At 62.4% G+C, this 20,459-nt stretch carries 22 protein-coding genes and 1 tRNA gene; 20 read left to right on the top strand and 3 right to left on the bottom strand.

Annotation, left to right across the window (positions count from 1 at the left end):
* The first annotated feature begins 34 nt into the window (after nt 1-34).
* Together PZN02_RS01260 and PZN02_RS01255 are read left to right on the top strand one after the other, a co-directional pair.
* Nucleotides 35-181, top strand: coding sequence for a hypothetical protein (locus PZN02_RS01260; protein ID WP_280659842.1), 147 nt, complete (start codon nt 35-37; stop codon nt 179-181).
* A 9-nt stretch (nt 182-190) separates the two neighbouring features.
* A complete protein-coding gene (locus PZN02_RS01255) occupies nt 191-1,096 on the top strand; it encodes a DUF1499 domain-containing protein (RefSeq protein WP_280659841.1) in 906 nt (301 codons plus the stop codon).
* 118 nt (nt 1,097-1,214) lie between these two features.
* On the opposite strand, the gene PZN02_RS01250 is transcribed toward PZN02_RS01255, so the two are convergent.
* On the bottom strand, nt 1,215-2,138 hold the full coding sequence (locus PZN02_RS01250; RefSeq protein WP_280659840.1) for an MBL fold metallo-hydrolase: 924 nt from the start codon (nt 2,136-2,138) through the stop codon (nt 1,215-1,217).
* A 386-nt stretch (nt 2,139-2,524) separates the two neighbouring features.
* On the opposite strand from PZN02_RS01250, the gene PZN02_RS01245 reads away from it, so the two are divergent.
* From PZN02_RS01245 to PZN02_RS01175, 15 genes are all read left to right on the top strand, one after another.
* A tRNA-Gln gene (locus PZN02_RS01245) sits at nt 2,525-2,599 on the top strand.
* Nucleotides 2,600-3,108: 509 nt separating this feature from the next.
* Nucleotides 3,109-4,434 (top strand): ABC transporter substrate-binding protein, encoded by a 1,326-nt coding sequence (locus PZN02_RS01240; RefSeq protein ID WP_280659839.1) that lies wholly within the window; start codon nt 3,109-3,111, stop codon nt 4,432-4,434.
* A gap of 122 nt (nt 4,435-4,556) precedes the next feature.
* Nucleotides 4,557-5,483 (top strand): carbohydrate ABC transporter permease, encoded by a 927-nt coding sequence (locus PZN02_RS01235; protein ID WP_425336301.1) that lies wholly within the window; start codon nt 4,557-4,559, stop codon nt 5,481-5,483.
* A complete protein-coding gene (locus PZN02_RS01230; protein WP_280659837.1) occupies nt 5,480-6,436 on the top strand; it encodes a carbohydrate ABC transporter permease in 957 nt (318 codons plus the stop codon). The genes PZN02_RS01235 and PZN02_RS01230 overlap by 4 nt, the downstream gene beginning before the upstream one ends.
* The gene (locus PZN02_RS01225; protein WP_280659836.1) at nt 6,433-6,642 is read left to right on the top strand and encodes a hypothetical protein; all 210 of its coding nucleotides are present in this window, start codon (nt 6,433-6,435) and stop codon (nt 6,640-6,642) included. Before PZN02_RS01230 ends, PZN02_RS01225 begins: the two co-directional genes overlap by 4 nt.
* A 3-nt stretch (nt 6,643-6,645) precedes the next feature.
* Nucleotides 6,646-7,743, top strand: coding sequence for an ABC transporter ATP-binding protein (locus PZN02_RS01220; RefSeq protein WP_280659835.1), 1,098 nt, complete (start codon nt 6,646-6,648; stop codon nt 7,741-7,743).
* Entirely contained in the window at nt 7,736-8,743 is a 1,008-nt protein-coding gene (locus PZN02_RS01215; RefSeq protein WP_280659834.1) for an ABC transporter ATP-binding protein, read from the top strand. Before PZN02_RS01220 ends, PZN02_RS01215 begins: the two co-directional genes overlap by 8 nt.
* A gap of 48 nt (nt 8,744-8,791) precedes the next feature.
* On the top strand, nt 8,792-10,426 hold the full coding sequence (locus PZN02_RS01210) for a dihydroxyacetone kinase subunit DhaK (RefSeq protein WP_280659833.1): 1,635 nt from the start codon (nt 8,792-8,794) through the stop codon (nt 10,424-10,426).
* A 144-nt stretch (nt 10,427-10,570) separates the two neighbouring features.
* Nucleotides 10,571-11,218: a dihydroxyacetone kinase subunit DhaL gene (gene dhaL / locus PZN02_RS01205; protein WP_280659832.1), complete on the top strand. Its 648-nt coding sequence runs from the start codon at nt 10,571-10,573 to the stop codon at nt 11,216-11,218.
* Nucleotides 11,215-11,613 carry a dihydroxyacetone kinase phosphoryl donor subunit DhaM gene (dhaM, locus tag PZN02_RS01200; protein WP_280659831.1) on the top strand — a complete coding sequence of 133 codons (399 nt, stop codon included), beginning with the start codon at nt 11,215-11,217 and terminating at the stop codon, nt 11,611-11,613. Before dhaL ends, dhaM begins: the two co-directional genes overlap by 4 nt.
* Nucleotides 11,613-11,957 carry an HPr family phosphocarrier protein gene (locus PZN02_RS01195; protein ID WP_280661572.1) on the top strand — a complete coding sequence of 115 codons (345 nt, stop codon included), beginning with the start codon at nt 11,613-11,615 and terminating at the stop codon, nt 11,955-11,957. Before dhaM ends, PZN02_RS01195 begins: the two co-directional genes overlap by 1 nt.
* The gene (locus PZN02_RS01190) at nt 11,941-13,554 is read left to right on the top strand and encodes a putative PEP-binding protein (protein WP_280659830.1); all 1,614 of its coding nucleotides are present in this window, start codon (nt 11,941-11,943) and stop codon (nt 13,552-13,554) included. Before PZN02_RS01195 ends, PZN02_RS01190 begins: the two co-directional genes overlap by 17 nt.
* Nucleotides 13,555-13,965, top strand: coding sequence for a hypothetical protein (locus tag PZN02_RS01185; RefSeq protein ID WP_280659829.1), 411 nt, complete (start codon nt 13,555-13,557; stop codon nt 13,963-13,965). It begins immediately after the preceding gene.
* Between the two features lie 145 nt (nt 13,966-14,110).
* Nucleotides 14,111-15,103 (top strand): dihydroxyacetone kinase subunit DhaK, encoded by a 993-nt coding sequence (gene dhaK / locus PZN02_RS01180; RefSeq protein ID WP_280659828.1) that lies wholly within the window; start codon nt 14,111-14,113, stop codon nt 15,101-15,103.
* Between the two features lie 330 nt (nt 15,104-15,433).
* Complete coding sequence (locus PZN02_RS01175; protein WP_280659827.1) at nt 15,434-16,075, top strand: peroxiredoxin-like family protein; 642 nt, start codon at nt 15,434-15,436, stop codon at nt 16,073-16,075.
* A 429-nt stretch (nt 16,076-16,504) separates the two neighbouring features.
* On the opposite strand, the gene PZN02_RS01170 is transcribed toward PZN02_RS01175, so the two are convergent.
* On the bottom strand, nt 16,505-17,101 hold the full coding sequence (locus PZN02_RS01170) for a TetR-like C-terminal domain-containing protein (protein ID WP_280659826.1): 597 nt from the start codon (nt 17,099-17,101) through the stop codon (nt 16,505-16,507).
* A 54-nt stretch (nt 17,102-17,155) separates the two neighbouring features.
* On the opposite strand from PZN02_RS01170, the gene PZN02_RS01165 reads away from it, so the two are divergent.
* Entirely contained in the window at nt 17,156-17,605 is a 450-nt protein-coding gene (locus PZN02_RS01165; RefSeq protein ID WP_280659825.1) for a VOC family protein, read from the top strand.
* Between the two features lie 105 nt (nt 17,606-17,710).
* Complete coding sequence (locus PZN02_RS01160; RefSeq protein WP_280659824.1) at nt 17,711-18,163, top strand: cupin domain-containing protein; 453 nt, start codon at nt 17,711-17,713, stop codon at nt 18,161-18,163.
* A gap of 212 nt (nt 18,164-18,375) precedes the next feature.
* Here PZN02_RS01160 and PZN02_RS01155 read toward each other — a convergent pair whose 3' ends face one another.
* On the bottom strand, nt 18,376-19,227 hold the full coding sequence (locus tag PZN02_RS01155; RefSeq protein ID WP_280659822.1) for a sugar phosphate isomerase/epimerase family protein: 852 nt from the start codon (nt 19,225-19,227) through the stop codon (nt 18,376-18,378).
* Nucleotides 19,228-19,562: 335 nt separating this feature from the next.
* Here PZN02_RS01155 and PZN02_RS01150 point away from each other — a divergent pair, with 335 nt between their 5' ends.
* Nucleotides 19,563-20,450 (top strand): sugar phosphate isomerase/epimerase family protein, encoded by an 888-nt coding sequence (locus tag PZN02_RS01150; protein ID WP_280659821.1) that lies wholly within the window; start codon nt 19,563-19,565, stop codon nt 20,448-20,450.
* Nucleotides 20,451-20,459 lie beyond the last annotated feature (9 nt).

Genomic DNA, 20,459 nt, shown 5'->3' with positions numbered 1-20,459 from the left:
CTTCCCGCCACAGAACGTTTGGCGGGAATCCTTAATGTCGAAATACCTGTTTAACGAGAATGGCGAATTTGCGGCACCACCGCAAGCGCCGTTTCGTCGGGAGATGGACGAGCTTTGGCTGTTCCCACGCCTGACGCCATGGTCTAAGAAGGCCATGGTCTGTTCCGCTTCGGGGATTTGATTCCGTTAGATGATTGTCCGCTACGAGCGTCCCTATTCCTACGCCGCGCACTGGGCGCGCGGGCTCGCCCGCATCGCATTTGCGATCTTCGCGCTGTCGCTGCTGGCGCACCGGTTCGGTCCATTGACCACGCCGCATTTTCTGGCGCTTGCCTCTCTGTCGGGCGTTCTTGCTCTGACTGGCGTGCTGCTCGCGGCAACGGGGCTCGCCCGCCTGTGGCAGGTGGCGGCGGTCGGCGGCATCGCGTCGCTGTCCGCGCTTGCCTATGCCGCCCCTCCGCTCGGCTTTCTTGGCTACGGTGCCGTGCAATATCTGATGCGGCCAAAAATCTACGACGTTACCACCGACACGGTCACGCCGCCGCCGTGGATCAAGGCTCCCGTGGCAGAAAAGAGCTGGCTCGCGCGCAACCCGACGGTGACGCCGCAGGATCGGGAGGCGCAAATCGCCGCCTATCCAGGTTTGACGGGCAGGCGCTACGACGGTGCGCTCGACCGCGTGTTCCAGGGTGTGCGCAAGGTCGTCGGGGAGACGCGTATCGCCACCACCGCGGAGCTCGGCGTCGACAACGCCCGCGCAGACCTTGGGGATCTGGCCGTTCAGCGCGGCGCTGGAGCGGATACGAACAGCGAGCCGGACGTCATTCCGGTTCCGGCCGCGCGTCCCGTGCCGGATCTTGATGCGCTTCCGGGACGGCGCGCCACCGACGTCGTGCTGCAGGGCGAATGGCGTACCCTGATCGTCGGCTTCCGCTTCGATGTACTGATCAGGCTCCGGGAGGAGGCGGAGACGACTTTCGTCGATTTGCGCGTCGCCTCCCGTCATGGCGCCCATGATCTCGGCATGGGCGCCGCCTTTGCCGAAGAGTTCCTGAGGGCGCTTGACGCCGAACTTCTGGGCATTGCCGGCGATTGACCGCGCGGCCGGCTACAGCGCCGCGCGTCTTATTCGACGCGCAAAGGACGCTGTAGCACTTTGAATTGCTGCATGTTTCCTTAAATCGGGTACGATTTAAGGAAACATGCAGTGGTCATCATCCGCCGCCGCCCGGCACCAGCCGATAGTCACCCAGGAGCGACGGCGGACCGCCGGTTTCGACGCGGCCCTGTTCCACGAGATCTTCGAGATGCGCTAGGACTGAAAGTGCGGCGGCCCCATGGAGCCGCGGGTCGGTCGAAGCGTAGATCACCTTCACCATGTCCGGGATCTTCCGGTCACCGGCGCGGATGCGTTCAAGCACAGAACGCTCGCGCATCTTGCGGTGTGCCCGAAGCGCGCGGACGAACGACGCGGGGTCGGTGACCGGACCGCCATGGCCGGGCAGATAGAGCCGATCGTCCCGCTGCAACAGCTTTTCAAGCGAGGCCATATAGTCGGCCATGGCGCCGTCTGGTGGCGCGACGATGCTCGTCGCCCAGGCCATGACATGGTCGGCGGAAAAGAGGATGCCGGTGCCGTCGAGCGCGAAGGCGGCGTGATTTGCAGTGTGGCCAGGTGTCATCACGGCCGTCAGGCTCCAGCCGTCGCCCTTCACCCGCCCACCTTCGGAAAGCGCGATGTCGGGCATGAAATCCATATCCGAGCTTTCGGCGAAGGGGTTGGTCTCGCCCGCATGCAGGGGGCGGGCCGCGCGGTGAGGGCCTTCGGCAACGATCGCGGCGCCGGTCGCGGCCTTTAGCCGCCGGGCGAGGGGGGAATGGTCGCGGTGCGTATGGCTGACGGCGATGTGCGTCACCTCGCGGCCATCGAGAGCAGCCATCAGGGCACGGAAATGTGCGTCGTCGTCAGGCCCCGGATCAATCACGGCGACCGAGCGTTTACCGACGATATAGGTGTTGGTTCCATGGAAGGTGAAAGGACCGGGATTGTTGACCGTAATGCGCTGTACGCCGTCGGCAACAGGCACCGCCTCGCCGTAGGCTGGTTTGAAGTCGAGGTCGAAATCCAGTCCCTGCATGCGTCTCTTCCTGGCTTTCACGTCTACTCGATCTCGATGATGGTCATTGGCTCTGCGCCCGCCCTCACCTCACTGCGCGGGCGCGATGCGACAATAGGCCAAAGGGCCATAGGAGAAAACTGCTTCCGGCGCTACAGCACCGCGCGTCTCTCAGACGCGCAAAGGACGCTGTAGCACTTTGAATTGCCGCATGTTTCCTTAAATCGGCTGCGATCTAAGGAAACATGCAGTAGAAATTTTGCGCGCAACGTTAGCTGCTAGCGTCGAACCGGTTGATTACGGGCCAAATAAATCTGCGTCGAAGGTGAAGTTAAGCATTGTGACGGGCCACGAGCTTTGCTAATCAGGCGCTCGATTTGGCAAGACGATTTCTCGCCAGCTTAAGTTGGGGCGTAGCCAAGCGGTAAGGCAGCGGTTTTTGGTACCGCCATTCCCTGGTTCGAATCCAGGCGCCCCAGCCAAGTTTCCCTTTTCAAACCGGAACTTCAGGTTTTCCAGCACTCTTCACTTAGCTGGGTATCGAATTTGGGGCCCTGTCGCACAGGGTTGCCTTACACGACTGTCGTACGCGGCTGTCTTATAGGAAGGCTAACCAAGTCCTGCTCATCCCTTTAGAAATACACTGGTCTCGAGAACCGCCCCGGCAGACGGAATCGAGTGCCACCGCAATCATTCGTGCCGATGCCGAAGAGGCGGGCAAGGCCGCCTAGTGACACTACCAAACGTCAGCGACGCAAGCACGGTCTTCGTGGGCCACAATAAAGGTGACCGGGAGCGTCGGCACGCTGCTCCTCCTGGCCCTCTCCTCGCTACGCATGCTGCGTTGCAGCGACGAATTGCACTTGATGTGTTTAGTAAAACGTATATCACTAAACATATTGCTCAACATGAGGGAGTATGGCTTGGGCATGTGAGCAAGGGAGAATTTTCCGAGGCCGGCGTCGGTCGGTTCTGTATCTGGGAGGAATGCATGCGGAAGATGACAAAGGCCCTGATGGGCATGTCGTCGGCACTCGTGCTGTCGACGGCGATACCGGGAATGGCGAAGGCCGATGAATTGACGCTGTGCTGGGCAGCCTGGGATCCGGCGAATGCGCTGGTCGAGCTCTCCAAGGATTTTACCGCAGCGACCGGCACGACGATGAAGTTCGAGTTCGTGCCCTGGCCGAACTTCGCCGACCGCATTCTCAACGAGCTCAATTCGGGCGGCAAGCTCTGCGATCTCCTGATCGGCGACAGCCAATGGATCGGCGGTTCCGCCGAAAACGGCTACTACGTCAAGCTCAACGATTTCTTCGACAAGGAAGGAATCAAGATGAGCGACTTCGCCGAAGCCGCGGTCAATGCCTATTCCACCTGGCCGAAAGGCACGCCGAACTACTGGGCGCTGCCGGCCATGGGCGACGCCAACGGCTGGTTCTATCGCAAGGATTGGTTCGCCAAACCGGAATTGCAGGCCGAGTTCAAGGGGAAATACGGCCGCGACCTCGGCCCGCCGCAGACCTGGGATGAACTGAAGCAGGTCGCCGAATTCTTCACCGGTCGCGAAATCGATGGCCAGAAGGTCTATGGTGCGGCGATCTTCACCGAACGCGCCTCCGAGGGCATCACCATGGGCGCGACTTCGGCGCTCTACCCTTACGGCTTTAAATACGAGCAGGCGGGCGGCAAATACGAGATGGACGGCGCCGTCAATTCCGCGGACGCCGTGGCGGGGCTCGAAGCCTACAAGGCGCTCTACAAATGCTGTCAGCCGCCCGGCTATACCGACAGCTACATGGGCGAGGGGCTCGACGCCTTCAAATCCGGCCAGGTGGCGATGGCGATGAACTGGTTCGCCTTCTTCCCCGGCCTCTACAAGGACGAGAAGGTCGGCGGCGACAAGATCGGCTTCTTCGTCAATCCCAAGCAGAAGGTCGCCGCCTCGACGCTCGGCGGGCAGGGGATGTCCGTGGTCGCCAACACCGACAACATGGACGGCGCGCTCGCCTATATCAAATGGTTCGCCCAGCCCGATGTTCAGAAGAAATGGTGGGCGCTCGGCGGCTACGCCGTGCACAATGCGGTCCTGAACGATCCGTCCTTCAAGGCCAGCCAGCCCTTCGCGGCCGATTTCCTCGTCGCGATGAACCAGGTGCAGGACTTCTGGCAGGAGCCCTCCTACGCCATCCTGATGCAGGCCATGCAGAAGCGCCTGCATGACTATGTCGTCGCCGACCAAGGCACGGCGCAAGAGGCGCTCGACGCGCTGGTCAATGACTGGAAGGAAATCTTCGAGGACGAAGGCAAGCTTTAGGCTTCCCTCAGGAACACGGCCCGGCAAGGTCCGGGCCGTCGTCCCCGAACCCTATCCTTCGTTGAATTCAGGTGTTGTCCGTGACCGATGCCCCTTCCACCATTGCGGAGCGATCCGCCGACATGCTTGCTTGCGCTACGCCGACAACGATCGCGGACCGGGTGCGCGGCCTTTCGGATCGCGCCATCGCCTGGCTCTTTATAACGCCGACGATCGCCTTGCTGCTTGCGATCAATATTTTTCCGCTGATCTGGGCGGTCTACCTGTCCTTCACGAATTTCCGCGCCAACCGCCCCAACGCCGAGGTCGAGAGCGTCGGTTTGCGTAACTACCAGCGGGTGCTCAATGATCCGGACATCTGGATCGCCATGCAGACGACGGCGCATTTCGTTTTCTGGACGATCCTCCTGCAGACGGTCATCGGCTTCGCACTCGCCTACCTCATCGACCGCAAGTTCCGCGGCCACGCATTCTGGACGACGGTCATCCTCATTCCGATGATGCTGTCGCCGGCGGTCGTCGGTAATTTCTGGCGGTTCCTCTACCAGCCGCAGATCGGCCTCTTCAACTATATCGTCTCGTTCTTCACGGGCATTCCGCCGTCATCCTTCGAGATGCTCGGTTCGGTGAGCTTGGCACCCTGGGCGATCATCATCGTCGATACCTGGATGTGGACGCCTTACGTCATGCTGATCTGCCTCGCCGGCCTCAGGTCGATACCCGACTACATCTACGAGGCGGCCGAGGTCGACCGCGCTTCCGTCTGGCGGCAATTCTGGTCGATCACCGTGCCAATGGCACTGCCCTTCATCATGCTCGCGGTGCTCTTCCGCGGCATCGAGAACTTCAAGATGTTCGACATGGTGATGCTTTTGACGGGTGGAGGGCCCGGTTCGACCACCGAGGTCGCGTCGATCACGCTGAAGCGCGAGGCCTTCGAAAGCTGGCTCACCGGACGATCGTCCGCCTTCGCGATCATCCTTTTCGTCGCCGTGTTCGGCCTCGCGAACATCTACGTCAAAGCGCTCAACAAGGTGAAACAGCGATGAGTTCGGTCAACACCACCGCCCATTCCGTGGTCGAGCCGACGCCGACCGTGAAGCGCATCGCCGGTACGATCGTCATCCTCTATGCGCTGGTGACGATGGTCCCGCTCGCCTGGATCTTCCTGACGAGCATCAAGTCGCCGCCTGACTCGATCAGCTATCCGCCGAAGATCGTGTTCACGCCGACGCTCGAGGGTTTCTGCAACCTGTTCACGACGCGCACCAGGCAGACGCCGGACTATATCCAGTCGCTCCCCGCCCCGACGGGAGCGTGCGACGAGATCACCCGCGGCCGCAACATGGTCATCGCCGGTCCTTCGAACTACTGGCCCCGCTTCGGCAATTCGCTCGTAATCGCCTTCGGCTCGACCTTCCTTGCCGTCTCTCTGGGAACGCTTGCTGCCTATGGCTTCTCGCGCTTCCGCGTGCCGCTTGCCGACGATTTACTGTTCTTCATTCTTTCGACACGGATGATGCCGCCGATCGCGGTGGCGATCCCGATCTACCTCATGTACCGCCAGTTCGGACTTTCCGATACGGCGCTCGGCATGATCCTCCTCTATACCGCCGTCAACGTCTCGCTCGCCGTCTGGCTGCTCAAGGGCTTCATTGACGAGATTCCCCGCGAATACGAGGAGGCGGCGATGATCGATGGTTATACCCGGCTGCAGGCCTTCTGGAAGGTCGTGCTGCCGCAGGCGACGACCGGCATCGCCGCAACGGCGATCTTCTGCCTGATCTTCGCCTGGAACGAATATGCCTTCGCGGTACTCCTGACTTCGGGCGCGGCGCAAACCGCGCCGCCGTTCATACCGACGATCATCGGCGAGGGCGGCCAGGATTGGCCGGCGGTTGCCGCCGGCACGACGATCTTCCTCATACCGATTCTCGTCTTCACCATCATCCTGCGCAAGCAATTGCTGCGCGGCATCACCTTCGGAGCGGTCCGCAAATGACGAACCCGCAAGAATTGACCCCTGCATCCCGCAAGCGACCGTTCCTCCTCAGGCGCGGCCCGATGGAAAGCATCGCGACGGCGCTGATCGCCGCGGGCTTCCTGATGCTGTTCCAGCCGTTCCTGCTGGCGCTCTACACCTATTCGCTGGCGATGCTGCTGACTGGAACCGTTATGTTCATCGTCGTCTCGAAATTTCCGGAGTAAGCGATGTCCGAGATCAAGATCGTAAACCTCCGCAAGCAGTTCGGTGATTTTGTCGCCGTCGAGGATTCGAGTTTCACGGTCGAGGACGGTGAGTTTCTGGCGCTGCTCGGGCCGTCGGGCTGCGGCAAGACAACGACACTCAGGATGATTGCCGGGCTTGAGCTGCCGACGAGCGGCAAGATTTATCTCGACGGCGAGGACGTCACCTTTAACCGGGCGAGCGCCCGCGACATCGCCTTCGTCTTCCAGCTCTTCGCGCTTTATCCGCACATGAATGTACGCCGGAACATCGGTTTCCCGCTCCTGTCGCAGGGCGTGCCAAGGACGGAAATCCGCGCCCGCGTCGAGGAGACCGCGAGGCTCTTGAGGATCGATCACATCATCGACCGGTCTGTCTCGGGCCTTGCCGGCGGCGACCGCCAGCGTGTTGCACTCGGTCGAGCGATCGTCCGGCGGCCAAAGTGCTTCCTGATGGACGAGCCACTCGGCACGCTCGACGCGGAATTCCGCGAGGTCATGGTCCATGAGCTGCGCGAGCTGCACAATCGCATCCGCGCGACAACGGTCTACGTGACTCATGACCAGCACGAAGCCATGGCGATGGCCGACAAGATCGCGGTTATGAACCACGGCGTGATCGAACAGTTCGGCACGCCGCAGGAAATCTACAATCGTCCGGCCTCGATGTATGTCGCCGATTTCATCGGCTCGCCGCCGATGAATTTCATGCGCTTCCATTCGGGACTCAAAAGAGGGACGCGATCGATATTCCTCGACGCTGTCGAAGTCGCCGTGCCGGAGGTGGGGGAGGACGTGGCGCCGGGCGAAATGGCGCTCGGCGTCCGTCCGGAACATATCCGCTTCAGCGATCAATCCCCCATCCGCGGCGCTGTCTATGGCAGTGAATATCACGGCACCAACCAGATCATCGCCGTGGAGACCGCCGCCGGCATCGTCAAGGCGCGCGTTTCGGCGGACCGCAGCTTCAGGCTTGGCGAGACCGTCGGGCTCGAATTCAATCCGGCAAAGCTCGCCGTCTTCGACTGCATCTCAGGCAGGGCGATCGCCTCCTCTCTCTATGCGGAGGCGCGCCATGGCTGAGGTCGTTCTTCACGGCATAGGCAAGGCCTTCGGCGACACGGTCGCGGTCGACGATCTGTCGCTGACCATAAGAGACGGGGAATTCGTGGTCCTCCTCGGGCCGACAGGCGCCGGCAAGACGACGACCCTGCGTTTGATCGCCGGGCTCGAAAGGCCGGATTGCGGGCGGGTGACGATCGCCGGTCGCGATGTCAGCCGGCAATCGCCCGCCGAGCGGGACGTGGCCTTCGTCTTCCAGCAATATTCGCTTTATCCGCATCTGAGCGTCTACGACAATCTCGCTTTTCCGCTGCGATCCCCGGCTCGGCGGCTGAGCAGTGATGAGATTGACCGTCGCGTGCGCGAGGTCGCGCGCATGGTCCGCATCGAGCACAAGCTCGAAAACCGCTCGACGCGGCTTTCGGGTGGCGAGATGCAGCGTGTCGCGATCGGCCGGGCGCTCGTTCGGCGGCCGGCGATCTATCTGATGGACGAGCCGCTGTCTTCGCTCGACGCCAAGCTGCGCGCCGAACTCCGGCTGGAACTGAAGCGGATCCAAAAGGAGCTGGGCTCGACGCTGCTCTACGTTACCCATGACCAGGTCGAGGCGATGACGATGGCGGATCGCATCGGCATTTTGTCCAAGGGCCGGCTCGTGCAGATCGGCACGCCGCGGGAGATCTATGCGGACCCGGCCAATCTGCATGTCGCGGCGCGCCTCGGCCAGCCGCACATAAACCTGCTTCCCGTAGACCTCCTGCCGGGAGCCGCGCCACCTACCGGTGCGCGCACGATTGGCGCGCGGACCGAACATCTGGAGATCGCCACGGACACCGAGGGCAATGCCGAGGTGGACTGGATCGAGCACCTCGGCGACCAGAACCACCTGCACATCCGGGTGAAAGGCCACAAGCTCGTGACTCTCGCCGACCCCTATCTCTCCATCAAACCGGGCGATCGGATAAACCTCTCGCTGAGACAGCCCCTTTATTTCGGAACAGACGGCGAGCGGCTGCGCTAAGGCGCCGATCGTTTCGCAGAGAAGTCGAGAAGCAATTGGATGAAAACAATGAAGCACTTTTTCAACCGCAGGGAAAACATCGTCACCGAAGCGCTGGATGGCTTGCTGCAGACGGCGCCGGCCGGAAGACTCGCGCGCCTTGACGCCTATCCCGACATCAAGGTCGTCCTGCGCGGTGAATGGGAAAAGGCGAAGGTCGCAGTCATCTCGGGCGGCGGGGCCGGCCATGAGCCTTCGCATGCGGGCTTTGTCGGGAAAGGCATGTTGACTGCGGCGGTTTCCGGCGAGATCTTCGCCTCGCCGAGCGTCGAGGCGGTGCTGACCGCGATTCGCGCGGTGACCGGGCCGAAGGGCTGCCTGCTGATCGTCAAGAACTACACTGGCGATCGCCTCAACTTCGGGCTCGCGGCGGAAAAGGCGCGCGTCGAAGGCTTTCGCGTCGAGATGGTGATCGTTGCCGACGACATCGCGCTGCCGGATATCGCCCAGCCGCGCGGCGTCGCCGGAACGCTCTTCGTCCATAAGATTGCTGGACACCTGTCCGAGCAGGATGCGGGTCTCGAGACCATTGCCGCTGCCGCCCGCTCGGCGGCGCGCGCTATCGTCTCGCTCGGCGTGTCGCTATCGTCGTGCTCGATCCCGGGCCAGGCCCATGCGGAGCGGCTCGAGACGGACGAGGGGGAGTTGGGCCTCGGCATCCATGGCGAACCCGGCGCCGAACGGATCGCCCTGCAGGAGGCGCGCAGCATTGTTGCCATCATGTCCGAGCGGCTTTCCAGGGCTTTGCCAGTAGATGGCCACTATGCGCTTCTCATCAACAATCTTGGTGCCGTGCCGCCGATCGAGATGGGATTGATCGCCCACACGGTTCTTTCATCGTCGCTCGCCGAGCGCGTGAAGCTGACGATAGGCCCGGCGCCGATGATGACGGCGCTCAACATGAACGGCTTTTCGCTTTCCCTGATCCGGCTCGACGGCGAGCGTGAGGCAGCACTGACATCGCCTGTCGGCCCGCATGCCTGGATACCCGCCGTCGAGCGGCATGATGTCTCCGTTCTGCCGGTGACTGCCATGCCCGCCACTCCGTCCGTGGCCGCCAGTCACGATCCGGCGGCCGATCGGCTGATCGCGGCGATCTGCGATCATCTGCTCTCGTTAGAGGCGGAGCTCAACCACCTCGACTCCCGGGCCGGTGATGGCGATACCGGCTCGACCGTGGCGACAGGTTCGCGCAGCGTTCTGGCGCAGATCGAAAGGCTGCCGCTGAAGGATATCGCCGCGACGCTCTCGTCGATCGGCAGCATTCTTAGCACAAGCATGGGCGGGTCGAGCGGCGTGCTTCTGTCAATCTTCTTCACCGCCGCCGCCAAGGCCTATTCGGACACGAAAGACATGGCGGGTGCGCTCTTGGCGGGACTCGAACGGATGACCTTCTACGGCGGGGCGGCCGTCGGCGACCGAACGATGGTAGATGCTCTGGATCCGGCGCTGCGCGCGCTTAGAGCGGGCGGTCTTGCCGCGGCGGCTTCCGCGGCGCGCGCCGGCGCCGACGCGACCCGGGCGATGAAGAAGGCGAAGGCCGGCCGCGCTTCTTACGTCGGCGAACGGGATCTCGACGGCGTACCGGACCCGGGCGCCATGGCGGTGGCCGCGGTCTTCGAAGTCGCGGCAGGGCTTCGTTAGATCGCGATGATATAGGTCGGATCGACCTAAATCATAAACGTGATCGATTCTAGGAAGTTAGCCTGGGATGCGGGCGGAAAACCGCGCACACTTTATCCTCATCCCGGGCTGGGCATGCTCTAACGATGGCGACCGATCGCGAGTATGATCGGGGAGGGTTGGAAGAAGGTGTCCGTAGTGTCGGCAAACGCAGCGCTCATAGGCGGGTTGATCGAGGCCTGTCGCGAGGTGATTGCCACCAATGCCGATCATCTGTCGGAACTCGACAGGGCGATCGGCGACGGAGATCATGGTACCAACATGCGTCGTGGCTTGGAGGCGGTCTATGCCGAGCGAAACCGGCTCTCAGAGCTTCCCCTGCCGAAAGCCCTGGAGGAGATCGGCCTCACTCTTGTCATGAGCGTCGGCGGCGCGGCCGGCCCGCTCTACGGGACACTGCTGATCGAGATCGGCCGCCAGTTGGGCGGTACGCACGTCCAAGATGACTTTGCACGCGCGCTCGAGCGTGCAATCGATGCCGTTGCTCGTCGTGGCCGGGCAGGTCCCGGCGACAAGACGCTGCTCGATGTGCTTTACCCGGTGCATGGCGAAGTGTTAAGGCGCGCGGGACTGGCAGGTATTTCCGAGCGGGCGGAAAGGGCGGCAAGCCTCACCTTCGGCATGAGGGCGATGCGAGGACGCGCCGCGTTTCTCGGCGACCGGTCGATCGGTCATGTCGATCCGGGCGCGAAGAGTTGTGCGCTGCTGACGGCAGCGATCTGCCGTTTCTTGGAGGAGCAATGTCCGGCATGAACCCGAAATCTGCAAATGTCGGCATCGTCATCGTCTCGCATTCTCCGCTCGTCGCCGAGGGCGCCGCCGACATGGTGCGCCAGATGGTCGGCGATTGCGTGCCGCTCGCCTGGTCAGGCGGCAACGCCGAGGGCGGGCTCGGCACGCATGCGGCCGGCATACTGGCCGCGCTAGAGCGGGCCTGGTCGGATGCCGGGGTCGCCGTCTTCGTCGATCTCGGCGGGGCGGAGACCAACAGCGAAATGGCGATCGAAATGCTCGGAGAGCCGCGTTCCGGAAGAGTGGTTATTTGCGATGCGCCACTCGTCGAGGGGGCGGTGATGGCTGCCGCTGAAGCGTCGGGCGGCGCGGCTCTCGCCCGCGTCGTGGCGACGGCCGAGGAGCTGTCACCGTGATGGACAACAGGCCGCGACGGAAAACATCGGAGACAGTCGACACGCACGGCTACTGCCAGGCGGAGATCGAGGTGACACACGGCTTCGGACTGCACGCCCGTCCGTCGGTCATTTTCACGCGGCTCGCGAAGTCGTTTCCCTGCACGGTCGAGATCGAGGTCAACGACAGCAACGTCTGGCTGAACGGCAAGAGCATCGTCAAGATCATGGGGGCGAAGATTCGAAGGGGTTCGATCCTGAAAATCCGAGCCCGCGGCTTACGCGCCGCAGAAGCGATCCATGCCCTCAGGGCGCTCGTCGAGCGCGACTTCGATGAAGAAAAGAAGCATGGCCGAAGCGCTTGAAATCACAGGAATCTCCGCCTCTCCAGGTGTCGGGGTCGGGCCTGTCCATCGCCCCGTCGATGTTACCGCAGAGGCGCTTGCGCTGCGTGACTCCGTGGCCGCGGAGGGCGACAAGCTGCAGCAGGCCGTCGCCACTGCCGTCGCGGAACTCAAGGCTCTCGCGGATCGGTCGGATGAGGAGAGCGCCGGCATTCTCGACTTCCAGATCGAGATGCTGCTCGATCCGGCTCTCGTCGAAATGGCCGAGGACCGGATCGTCACAGGCGATGGCGCCGCACTCGCCTGGCTAGGAGCGCTCAACGACTATATCGCCGGCATCGAGGCGGCACCCGATGAGCAACTCCGCGCCCGCGCCGTCGATATCGTCGACATCCGCAATCGCGTTCTCAGTGCGCTCATCGGCCGTCCCCTGGTGGACTTCGCGCCGGGTTCGGTCTTCGTCGGTAAGGACCTTCAGCCCAGCCTCTTCCTTCAGCATGACTGGACCGCCGGCGGCGGCATCGTCCTCTTCGAAGGCAGCGCTTCCAGCCACGTAGCAATGCTCGCCCGCAGCCGTTCGGTCCCCATGGTCGTGGCAACCGGGCGGTTCGAAGTCGCCGGTGGCATTCGCGCGCTTGTCGATGCGAATGACGGCCGAGTCGTAATTGAGCCTGGGGATGCTCAAGTTCGCGAGGCGAAGTCGAGAATGGCTCGATCGAGGCCGATCGCCTCACGCCGCACCGGCGGAACGGTTAAGACCGCCGACGGCCTTGCGATCCGGCTATCCGCCATCATCAATGATCCGGTTGAATTCAAGGCCATTGATTCCTCGTCCTTCGCGGGCATCGGTCTGATGCGGACCGAATTTCTATTGACTTCGGCCGCGGATGCCGTCGATGAGGCAAGACACTACGATATCTATCGCCGCGCATTGGACTGGGCCGGCGAAGCGCCGGTGACCGTGCGTATGCTGGATCTCGGCGGCGACAAGACATTGCCGGGCCTTGGGGCCAAGAAGAGCGAATCTTTCATGGGCCTCAGGGGCATCCGGTTGCTCCTGGCGCGGCCGGAGCTTGCCCGCGCCCAGGCGCGCGCGCTGCTGCGCGCCGCCGTGCACGGCGATCTCGGCGTCCTCTTGCCGATGGTGACGATCCCGGACGAGTTCGACGCGATGCAGGCGTTCTTCGAAGAGGAGCGCGCCGCTCTTGTCAGGCGTGGGCTGCAGGCGCGCATGCCGGAGATCGGCATCATGGTGGAGGTTCCGGCGGCGGCATTGATGCTCGATCGTTTTTCGCGATCAGACTTCTTCTCCTTCGGGACAAACGATCTGGCGCAATATCTTGCGGCGGCCGCAAGGGACGACCAAAGCGTCTCCGCACTTTACGACGCCGCCACGCCGGCGGTCTGTAGGGTAATCGCGCAGGGCGTGGCGCTTGCCGAGGCGATGAAAAAACCGATCGGGATCTGCGGCGAGATGGCCTCCGACCCCTGGCATATCCCGGCGCTCATGGCTGCGGGCCTTCGCCACTTCTCCGTGGCGCCCAATCGCGCGGCCGATATAAGATCCACAATCGGCGGCTTGTTCTCGGATGGCCGGGCTGCCGCGGAGGTGAAATGAATGTCGCGCGAGACGGTTGAAGATGCCATCATCGCCTACAAGACGATCCTGGCGCAGATCATCGACAATCGACCGTCGGGCACCCGTCAGCGGCTCGCCGTTGCGCTCAGCAAGCATCGCAGCTTCGTCACGCAAGTAACCAGTCCCGCCTATTCGACCCCGCTGCCGGCGCGTCACCTCGCTACGATCTTTCGGGTCTGCCATTTCAGCCCCGGTGAACAGGAGCGCTTTCTTCAGGCCTATCAGTCCGCGCACCCCGGCAAGCTGCCGGATTTCGGAAGCTCGCAGAAGCTGCGACAGCTCTCGCTGATCGTTCCCGACCTCGGCGATGAAAAGAAGAACCGCCTGTTCGACGAAGCGATCGAGGAACTCGTCCGGAACATGGCGAAACTGGTAGGAACGATGGATTAGAGGGTCGTGATGTGTTCCAGTACATCGCTGCCTCCGGCAGGACCGTCTATGTTCGACTCCGACCAAGAGCACCCGGTGCCGAGAATGGGAGCGTTGCGGCGATTTTGCGCGGGGCAGGAGAGCACGGCGTCGTGGGAGGGGCACGATGAAGAAATTCATGAACCGGGCCGAGACGCTGGTGGCGGAAAGCCTTGCGGGCTTCGTCGCGGCCCATGAACGGCTGGTGACCTTCGGAGCCGACAGGAGATTCGTTCGCCGGCGAAGTCTTTGCCCGGGCAAGGTCGCTCTCATTTCGGGCGGCGGCGCCGGGCACGAGCCGATGCATGTCGGCTTCGTCGGGAAGGGCATGCTGGACGCTGCCTGTACCGGGCACGTCTTCACTTCTCCGACGCCGGACCAGATCGTGGCCGCGATCCGGGAAATGGATCGCGGCGCCGGATGTTTGCTCGTCGTCAAGAATTATGACGGCGACGTCATGAACTTCGCGATGGCCGCCGAGCTCGCCGCGCAGCACCGGATCGCCACCGTGATTGTGCGCGACGACGTCAATCCCGGCGGGTCGAAGCGGAGCCAGGACAGGAGAGGCGTTGCGGGGACGCTCGTGGTCGAGAAGCTGCTCGGAGCAGCGGCGGAGGCAGGCTGGCGGCTCGAAGAACTGAGTGCGCTTGGCGAGGACCTGAACGGCCGCATCCGCACCATGGGCGTGGCGCTTGGCGGCGTGACCGTACCCGACACGGAGCGGGAGACCTTCGTGCTCAGCGAAGACGAAATGGAGATGGGCGTCGGAATTCATGGAGAGCCGGGACGTGCGCGGGTCACATTCGCGACCGCCGACGAAATCGTGGAAGCAATGCTCGGGGCGATCCTGAGCGATCTGGCACCGGACCGAGGTGACAACCTGCTGCTCTTCATCAATGGCCTCGGCGGCACGCCGGTATCGGAGCTTTATCTCGCTTACAACTCCGTCCGAGCGCGGCTTCAGAGCCTGGGCGCCACGGTCGCCCGGTCATTGGTCGGAACCTATGTCACCTCGCTGGACATGGCGGGCCTGTCTATCACCGTTGCGCGCCTCAAGGAACGAGAGCTTTCGCTATGGGACGCGCCGGTCGACACCGCGGCGCTGCGCTGGAAAGGCTGATCAGATATTTCACGAGGGGGTCGCTCCGCGTGCCTCTCTGAGTTGCGTAGCCCATCTCGCGTTGTGTTAGTCTAACGTTCGAAGGGTTCGCCGAGTGAGTTGAGACGACCCACAGTTTACCGCGGCGCGCGAGACGGCTAGCGGGCGACCCGCGGACGCTTTTTCGTGTTATGATGGGTCTGCAGCGCGTAATCACGACCTCGACAATATGGCAGAGGCCGAACGCTGTATTTGCTCTGGCGCAGGAAGTTTTGCGCCCCCAGCATAGGCTCAACGCCGAAGCTGGGTGTGGTGCCTTTTCCTGACTGATCCGGGGCGAGGAGGTAGTCCATGTCCACGAGTAGTGTCGGCCGCCCGCTGCAGCCGGGCGACCAGGCCCCGAACATAGTGCTCGATGCGATATCGCGCGACGGCAAGATCGCGCTCGATGATTTTCGAGGCCGTAACCCGTTATTGATCGGTATGTTTCGCGGCCTACACTGTCCGTTCTGCCGGCGCCATGTCGCGGCGATGGCGCAACTCAAGCCGGCCCTGCGCGAGAAAGGCGTCGAATGCCTGGCGGTGGTCATTACGCCGGTCGAGCGGGCGCGGCTCTATTTCCGTTACCACCCGGCCCCCGATCTTCTCGCCGCATCCGACCCGGAGCGGGCCTCGCACCGTGCTTTCGGCTTGCGCGAGGTCGGGATGGACACGGTCATGGCGATACGGGTCCATCTCCCGGGCGAGATGCCCGAGCCTATGGATGTCATGGCAATGGACGAGTTTCTCAACAAAAAGGAAGGGTATGAGATTACGGAAGCCGATCAGCAGGCGATGGCTTCCAGCCAGGGGCAGCTTGTCGGTCAGTTCCTGATCGACCGAGGGGGCATCGTACGCTGGAGCTTCACTGAAGTTTTGGAGGATGGCGTCAATACGTTCAGGGCACCGAATCCTGAGGAATTGATGTCGGCAGCTTCCCAAGTTACACATTAATAGGCTGCTGAAAACTCGCTCGACGACCACCGTCCTGTGGTGATTCTATGAATTTGGATGATGCTCAGGCGCGGAGGGTTAAAGTCTGCCCGCGCGCTTCGTAGCGATTTCCATTCAACGGCCGCGGAGCGGACCAGACGTTAGAGTGAGCAGCCCTCGAGCATAGGCGGGGCGACGTCCCCTCGTTGCCGCAATCACGCCGTTCCGACGGGTGCGCCATATGGCACGGTTTCCACACCCTTTGCTGATTTTTTGGCGAAGTGGGAAGGTCAGGAGTGGGTCGATTCTCACCTTCCTCACCGCGCGTAGCGCGTCTGGGACGAGCCGGCTCTAGGCGGCGAGAACCAGCCGGATGTTCTTGTTCTGTCCTAAAAAGATCGCATGACATTCGGGAACATCGGCCGTCGGCCGGGTAGCTCTTGCCCGTCGCTAGGAGCTCGCCACGACTTCTAGCGCGATCGCGACGATGTTGTCGGCGAAGCTCGCGTCGAGCGGGCGATGTCCGACGAGCAGCCGGTAGAAGACAGGGCCGTAAATCATGTCGAGCAGCACATCGACGTCTTGCGGCAGCATAATCTCTCCCCGCGCGGCTGCCTCGAGCAACAGGGCGCGACCCGCCTCGCGGCTCGAGAGGATGACCTGGTTGCGGAAGGCCTTGGTAAATTCGCTGTCGGGGTCGGCGGCGGCGAGCGTCATGGCGATTTGGCGCCCTCTGGTCGTCGCAAAAGCCTGGATCAGCGATCGCATTTGCGCCGTGAGCGCCGATCGCAGATTTGTCCCGCCTTCGTCGAAGGCGCCCGTATCTCCTGACATCAAGGCAGCCATGGCAAGTTCGGAGGCGTTCGCCCATTGCCTGTAGATCGTCGGCTTGCCGACGCCGGACTTCGCGGCAACGGCCTCGACCGTCAAACGGCCAAATCCATCCTCGGTCAATATGTCGTGCGCCGCTTTCAGGACCCTCGCCCTCGCCATTTGGCTCGGCGGTCTTCCGCGTCGTTTCGGTAGGCTCATGTGCTCTTGACTCATTTAATTATAAAACGTAACGTAACGTAATTATACGCCAGCGACAAGGGGTCGCCCATGTCCACCTCGATTTCATCCCTGACGCCCTATTTCGTCGTCAAGAATGCGCGGCAAGCGATTGACTTCTATCGCCGCGCCTTCGGCGCCGAAGAGCTTTTCCGAATGACCGACCCGCGTGATGGTCGGATCGGGCACGCGGAACTCAAGATCGGCGAAAGCACGGTCATGATCGCCGACGAGTATCCCGACTTCGGTGCACTAAGCCCCGATACGATCGGTGGCTCTCCCGTAACCTTCCACCTCGCAACGTTGTCGGTCGATGCCGATCTTGCCCGGGCCGTCGAGGCGGGGGCCGTCGTTCTACGTGCCGCTGCAGATCAAGCCTATGGCGAGCGCGTCGCCATGGTCGTCGATCCTTTCGGCCATCGGTGGATGCTCTCGCAGAAGATCGAAGATGTGGCGCCTGAAGAAATGCAGCGCCGCTGGAACGAGGAGACCGGTGCATGAACGCGGTGGACCAAAATCGACATGAAAGAATGCAGCCTTTGGAGATGTAATAGGCCCGAATGGCGTGCCGCATAGTAATTGCGCAATCAATGACGGAGCAGGCAGATGGCTCGGCGATCTCTCTCAAAGAACAGCATAGGGGATGACAGTCCGCCGCACCGCCGCCGCAACGTCATCATTCTGAAGCCGGGGGAAGGGCGGCACTACGGGCTCGGCCTGCTCACGGGCGTATTCAAGGCCGACGAAGCCGAGACGGAGGCCGCCTATTCCGTGTCAGAGTGGATTCTCAAGACTGGTCTGAAGGGTGTCGGCGGTCACAGCCATGCCGGAAACGACGAGGTTTTCTACGTGCTCGAAGGTGTGCCCGAAATCCTCGTCGACGACTGCTGGTGGCGCTGCACACCGGGAACGTTCCTGAGAATACCGGCCGGCGTCGTCCACGATTTCCGAAACACCGGAAAGACGACCGCGCGGCTGCTCAATCTTTTCATACCCGGTGGATTTGAGCGCAATATGCCCGAGATCTCCGCCTGGTTCGCCGCCCAGGAGAAGATTTAGGGGTAGCCGAAAAAGCGTCCCCGAGTACAGCTGCGTGAGAACCGACGACAACAAACTCCGGCATCCGTCTTTCAACGGCATCATAGAGCGGGCCGGACGATAAGACGGCGCTCACGGTCCATTAAGCCATTGCGAAATTCGACTTATTCCTCGAGCCGATGAAGCGGGCGAAGAAAGCGCCAGGCGCTGGCCTATGCTTCGAAGGGCGCCCATCACGCTGCCGCCTGCCACCCGTCGCGGATATGGCGGTAGCCGTCGCGGTAGACCGCTTCCGGCGTCTCGGCAAAGTCGCGCCAGACCTTGGTCGCCGCTGCGAGGTCCTTCAGCGCGCGGCCGAAGGCCTCGATCGTCAGCCAGCCGTCATAGCCACTCGCGCGCAGCGCTTTGAATGTCTCCGTCCAGGGGATGTTGCCGCGCCCCGGTACGCCGCGGTTGTTCTCGGAGATGTGGACATGGACGATCCGATCCTTGTTGCGCGTGAAGGCGTCTATCGGGTCGGCTTCCTCGATGTTGCTGTGGAACGTGTCGTACATGGCGCGGATGTTCGGATGGTCGATCGCGTCGATATGGGCGGAGAGGTCGTCCATGGTGTTGACGAGGTAGCATTCGAAGCGGTTCAGCGCCTCAAGTCCGATCGTCACGCCGCGCTTGGCCGCGTGGTCGCCGATCGCGCGCTGCGAGACAATCGAACGCTTGAGTTCCGCGGCGGTCGGTCCGCTGCCGGAGAACTGGCCGATTGTCGAATGTAGCGGCCCGCTCAAGGTGTTGGCGCCGAGCGCATCCGCGCAGTCGATCGCCCATTTCATGTAGTTGATGCCGCGCCTGCGGGTCGCCGCGTCCGGCGAGATCAGGTTCATCGACGGGTCGCCGATGGCGGACACGGCGGTGCGTTCCAGCCCGATCTGGTCGAGCAGCCCGCCCAGCCGGCGGTAGTCGTCAGGCGTGCCCCCGAAGATCGGGATCTCGACGCCGTCGAAGCCCGTTTCCTTGAGGTCGCGCAACAGCTTCTCGTGTTTCCGGCCGACGCTCGTCGTCCACAGAAACATGCACATGCCGATCTTCATGTCTCCTCCCTCCGGCCTCCTTCGGGCATTGGTGCGGCGTCCCGTCTCCTCCCGGTCGCCGCGATCTGGTCATACCAAATCTGATAGTCTGGTCAAGCCAGTGCCCCGGAGGCAACTCAAGGCAAATAATCTGACACTCCGCGATAAATAACCGAAAATGAGGATAAATAGCCGCCGCGCTCGACGTCTTGCGGGTGGAGAAAAATTGCGCTAGAGCTTCGATCAACAATAATTGGCCACACCAGATTGCCACTAGGCAGGCGCGGCCGGCAAGGAGGAGGCCCGCACCGCCCGTCCGGGCGCCGCGGTAGCCGCAAGAGTCTGGGAGGACGGTCATGCACCTTTCGACGCACAACTGGATGCGGGCAGAACCGCTCGCCGTCACGCTGAAGCGCATCAAGAAATACGGCTACGAGAGCATCGAAATTTCCGGCGAGCCAACGCAGTACGATGTCAAGGAGACGCGCGCGACCCTGAAGGAGCATTGCATCCGTTGCTGGGGTGCGGTGACGCTGACGCTCGGCGAACGCAACCTCGCCGCCAAGGACGAGGGCCAGCGCGCCAAGTCCGTCGACTACGTAAAGAGCGTCATCACCATGGTGAGCGAACTCGAGGGCGAGATCGTCACGCTGGTGCCGGCGACCGTCGGCAAGATCGTGCCGGATGCGACGGAGGAGGAAGAGTGGAAGTGGGTGGTCGATGCTACCAAGGAATGCTTCGCCCATGCGCAGAAAATGGGCATACGGCTGGCGATCGAGCCACTCAACCGCTTCGAGACCTATCTCTTCAACCGCGCTGCTCAGGCGCTGGCGCTTGCCGATGCCGTCAGCCCTGAATGCGGCGTTTGCCTCGACGCCTTCCACCTCAACATCGAGGAGGAAAACATGTATGACGCGATCCGCCTCGCGGGCAATCGCCTATTCGACTTCCACGTCGCCGACAACAACCGCTTTGCCGCCGGCCTCGGTCAACTCGACTGGCCGAAGATCATCGGCACGCTGAAGGAGATCGGCTACGACGGCGCCGTGACCAATGAGTTCGTCGCCCCTGTCGACCGTACGCCGGCCGCCAAGTACCCGGATATGGTTGAGCGCAACCCGGTCGACATCCCGCCGGAGCAGCTGAAGTTCATCCAGGACCACGGCTCGAGCCTGCTCACCGAGAAGTTCTACGACGATCAGATGCGGATCACCGCAGAAACCATCCTGCCGCTGATCAAGTGACGACCGGGT

Source organism: Sinorhizobium garamanticum (assembly GCF_029892065.1).
Taxonomy (GTDB): Bacteria; Pseudomonadota; Alphaproteobacteria; order Rhizobiales; family Rhizobiaceae; genus Sinorhizobium; species Sinorhizobium garamanticum.
This window is presented reverse-complemented; position numbering and strand designations above follow the sequence as displayed.

Coding starts and splice junctions, on each gene's coding strand:
- PZN02_RS01260 (WP_280659842.1), top strand. CDS start 35: ATGTCGAAATACCTGTTTAACGAGAATGGCGAATTTGCGGCACCACCG.
- PZN02_RS01255 (WP_280659841.1), top strand. CDS start 191: ATGATTGTCCGCTACGAGCGTCCCTATTCCTACGCCGCGCACTGGGCG.
- PZN02_RS01250 (WP_280659840.1), bottom strand. CDS start 2,138: ATGCAGGGACTGGATTTCGACCTCGACTTCAAACCAGCCTACGGCGAG.
- PZN02_RS01240 (WP_280659839.1), top strand. CDS start 3,109: ATGCGGAAGATGACAAAGGCCCTGATGGGCATGTCGTCGGCACTCGTG.
- PZN02_RS01235 (WP_425336301.1), top strand. CDS start 4,557: ATGCTTGCTTGCGCTACGCCGACAACGATCGCGGACCGGGTGCGCGGC.
- PZN02_RS01230 (WP_280659837.1), top strand. CDS start 5,480: ATGAGTTCGGTCAACACCACCGCCCATTCCGTGGTCGAGCCGACGCCG.
- PZN02_RS01225 (WP_280659836.1), top strand. CDS start 6,433: ATGACGAACCCGCAAGAATTGACCCCTGCATCCCGCAAGCGACCGTTC.
- PZN02_RS01220 (WP_280659835.1), top strand. CDS start 6,646: ATGTCCGAGATCAAGATCGTAAACCTCCGCAAGCAGTTCGGTGATTTT.
- PZN02_RS01215 (WP_280659834.1), top strand. CDS start 7,736: ATGGCTGAGGTCGTTCTTCACGGCATAGGCAAGGCCTTCGGCGACACG.
- PZN02_RS01210 (WP_280659833.1), top strand. CDS start 8,792: ATGAAGCACTTTTTCAACCGCAGGGAAAACATCGTCACCGAAGCGCTG.
- dhaL (WP_280659832.1), top strand. CDS start 10,571: ATGATCGGGGAGGGTTGGAAGAAGGTGTCCGTAGTGTCGGCAAACGCA.
- dhaM (WP_280659831.1), top strand. CDS start 11,215: ATGAACCCGAAATCTGCAAATGTCGGCATCGTCATCGTCTCGCATTCT.
- PZN02_RS01195 (WP_280661572.1), top strand. CDS start 11,613: ATGGACAACAGGCCGCGACGGAAAACATCGGAGACAGTCGACACGCAC.
- PZN02_RS01190 (WP_280659830.1), top strand. CDS start 11,941: ATGGCCGAAGCGCTTGAAATCACAGGAATCTCCGCCTCTCCAGGTGTC.
- PZN02_RS01185 (WP_280659829.1), top strand. CDS start 13,555: ATGTCGCGCGAGACGGTTGAAGATGCCATCATCGCCTACAAGACGATC.
- dhaK (WP_280659828.1), top strand. CDS start 14,111: ATGAAGAAATTCATGAACCGGGCCGAGACGCTGGTGGCGGAAAGCCTT.
- PZN02_RS01175 (WP_280659827.1), top strand. CDS start 15,434: ATGTCCACGAGTAGTGTCGGCCGCCCGCTGCAGCCGGGCGACCAGGCC.
- PZN02_RS01170 (WP_280659826.1), bottom strand. CDS start 17,101: ATGAGTCAAGAGCACATGAGCCTACCGAAACGACGCGGAAGACCGCCG.
- PZN02_RS01165 (WP_280659825.1), top strand. CDS start 17,156: ATGTCCACCTCGATTTCATCCCTGACGCCCTATTTCGTCGTCAAGAAT.
- PZN02_RS01160 (WP_280659824.1), top strand. CDS start 17,711: ATGGCTCGGCGATCTCTCTCAAAGAACAGCATAGGGGATGACAGTCCG.
- PZN02_RS01155 (WP_280659822.1), bottom strand. CDS start 19,227: ATGAAGATCGGCATGTGCATGTTTCTGTGGACGACGAGCGTCGGCCGG.
- PZN02_RS01150 (WP_280659821.1), top strand. CDS start 19,563: ATGCACCTTTCGACGCACAACTGGATGCGGGCAGAACCGCTCGCCGTC.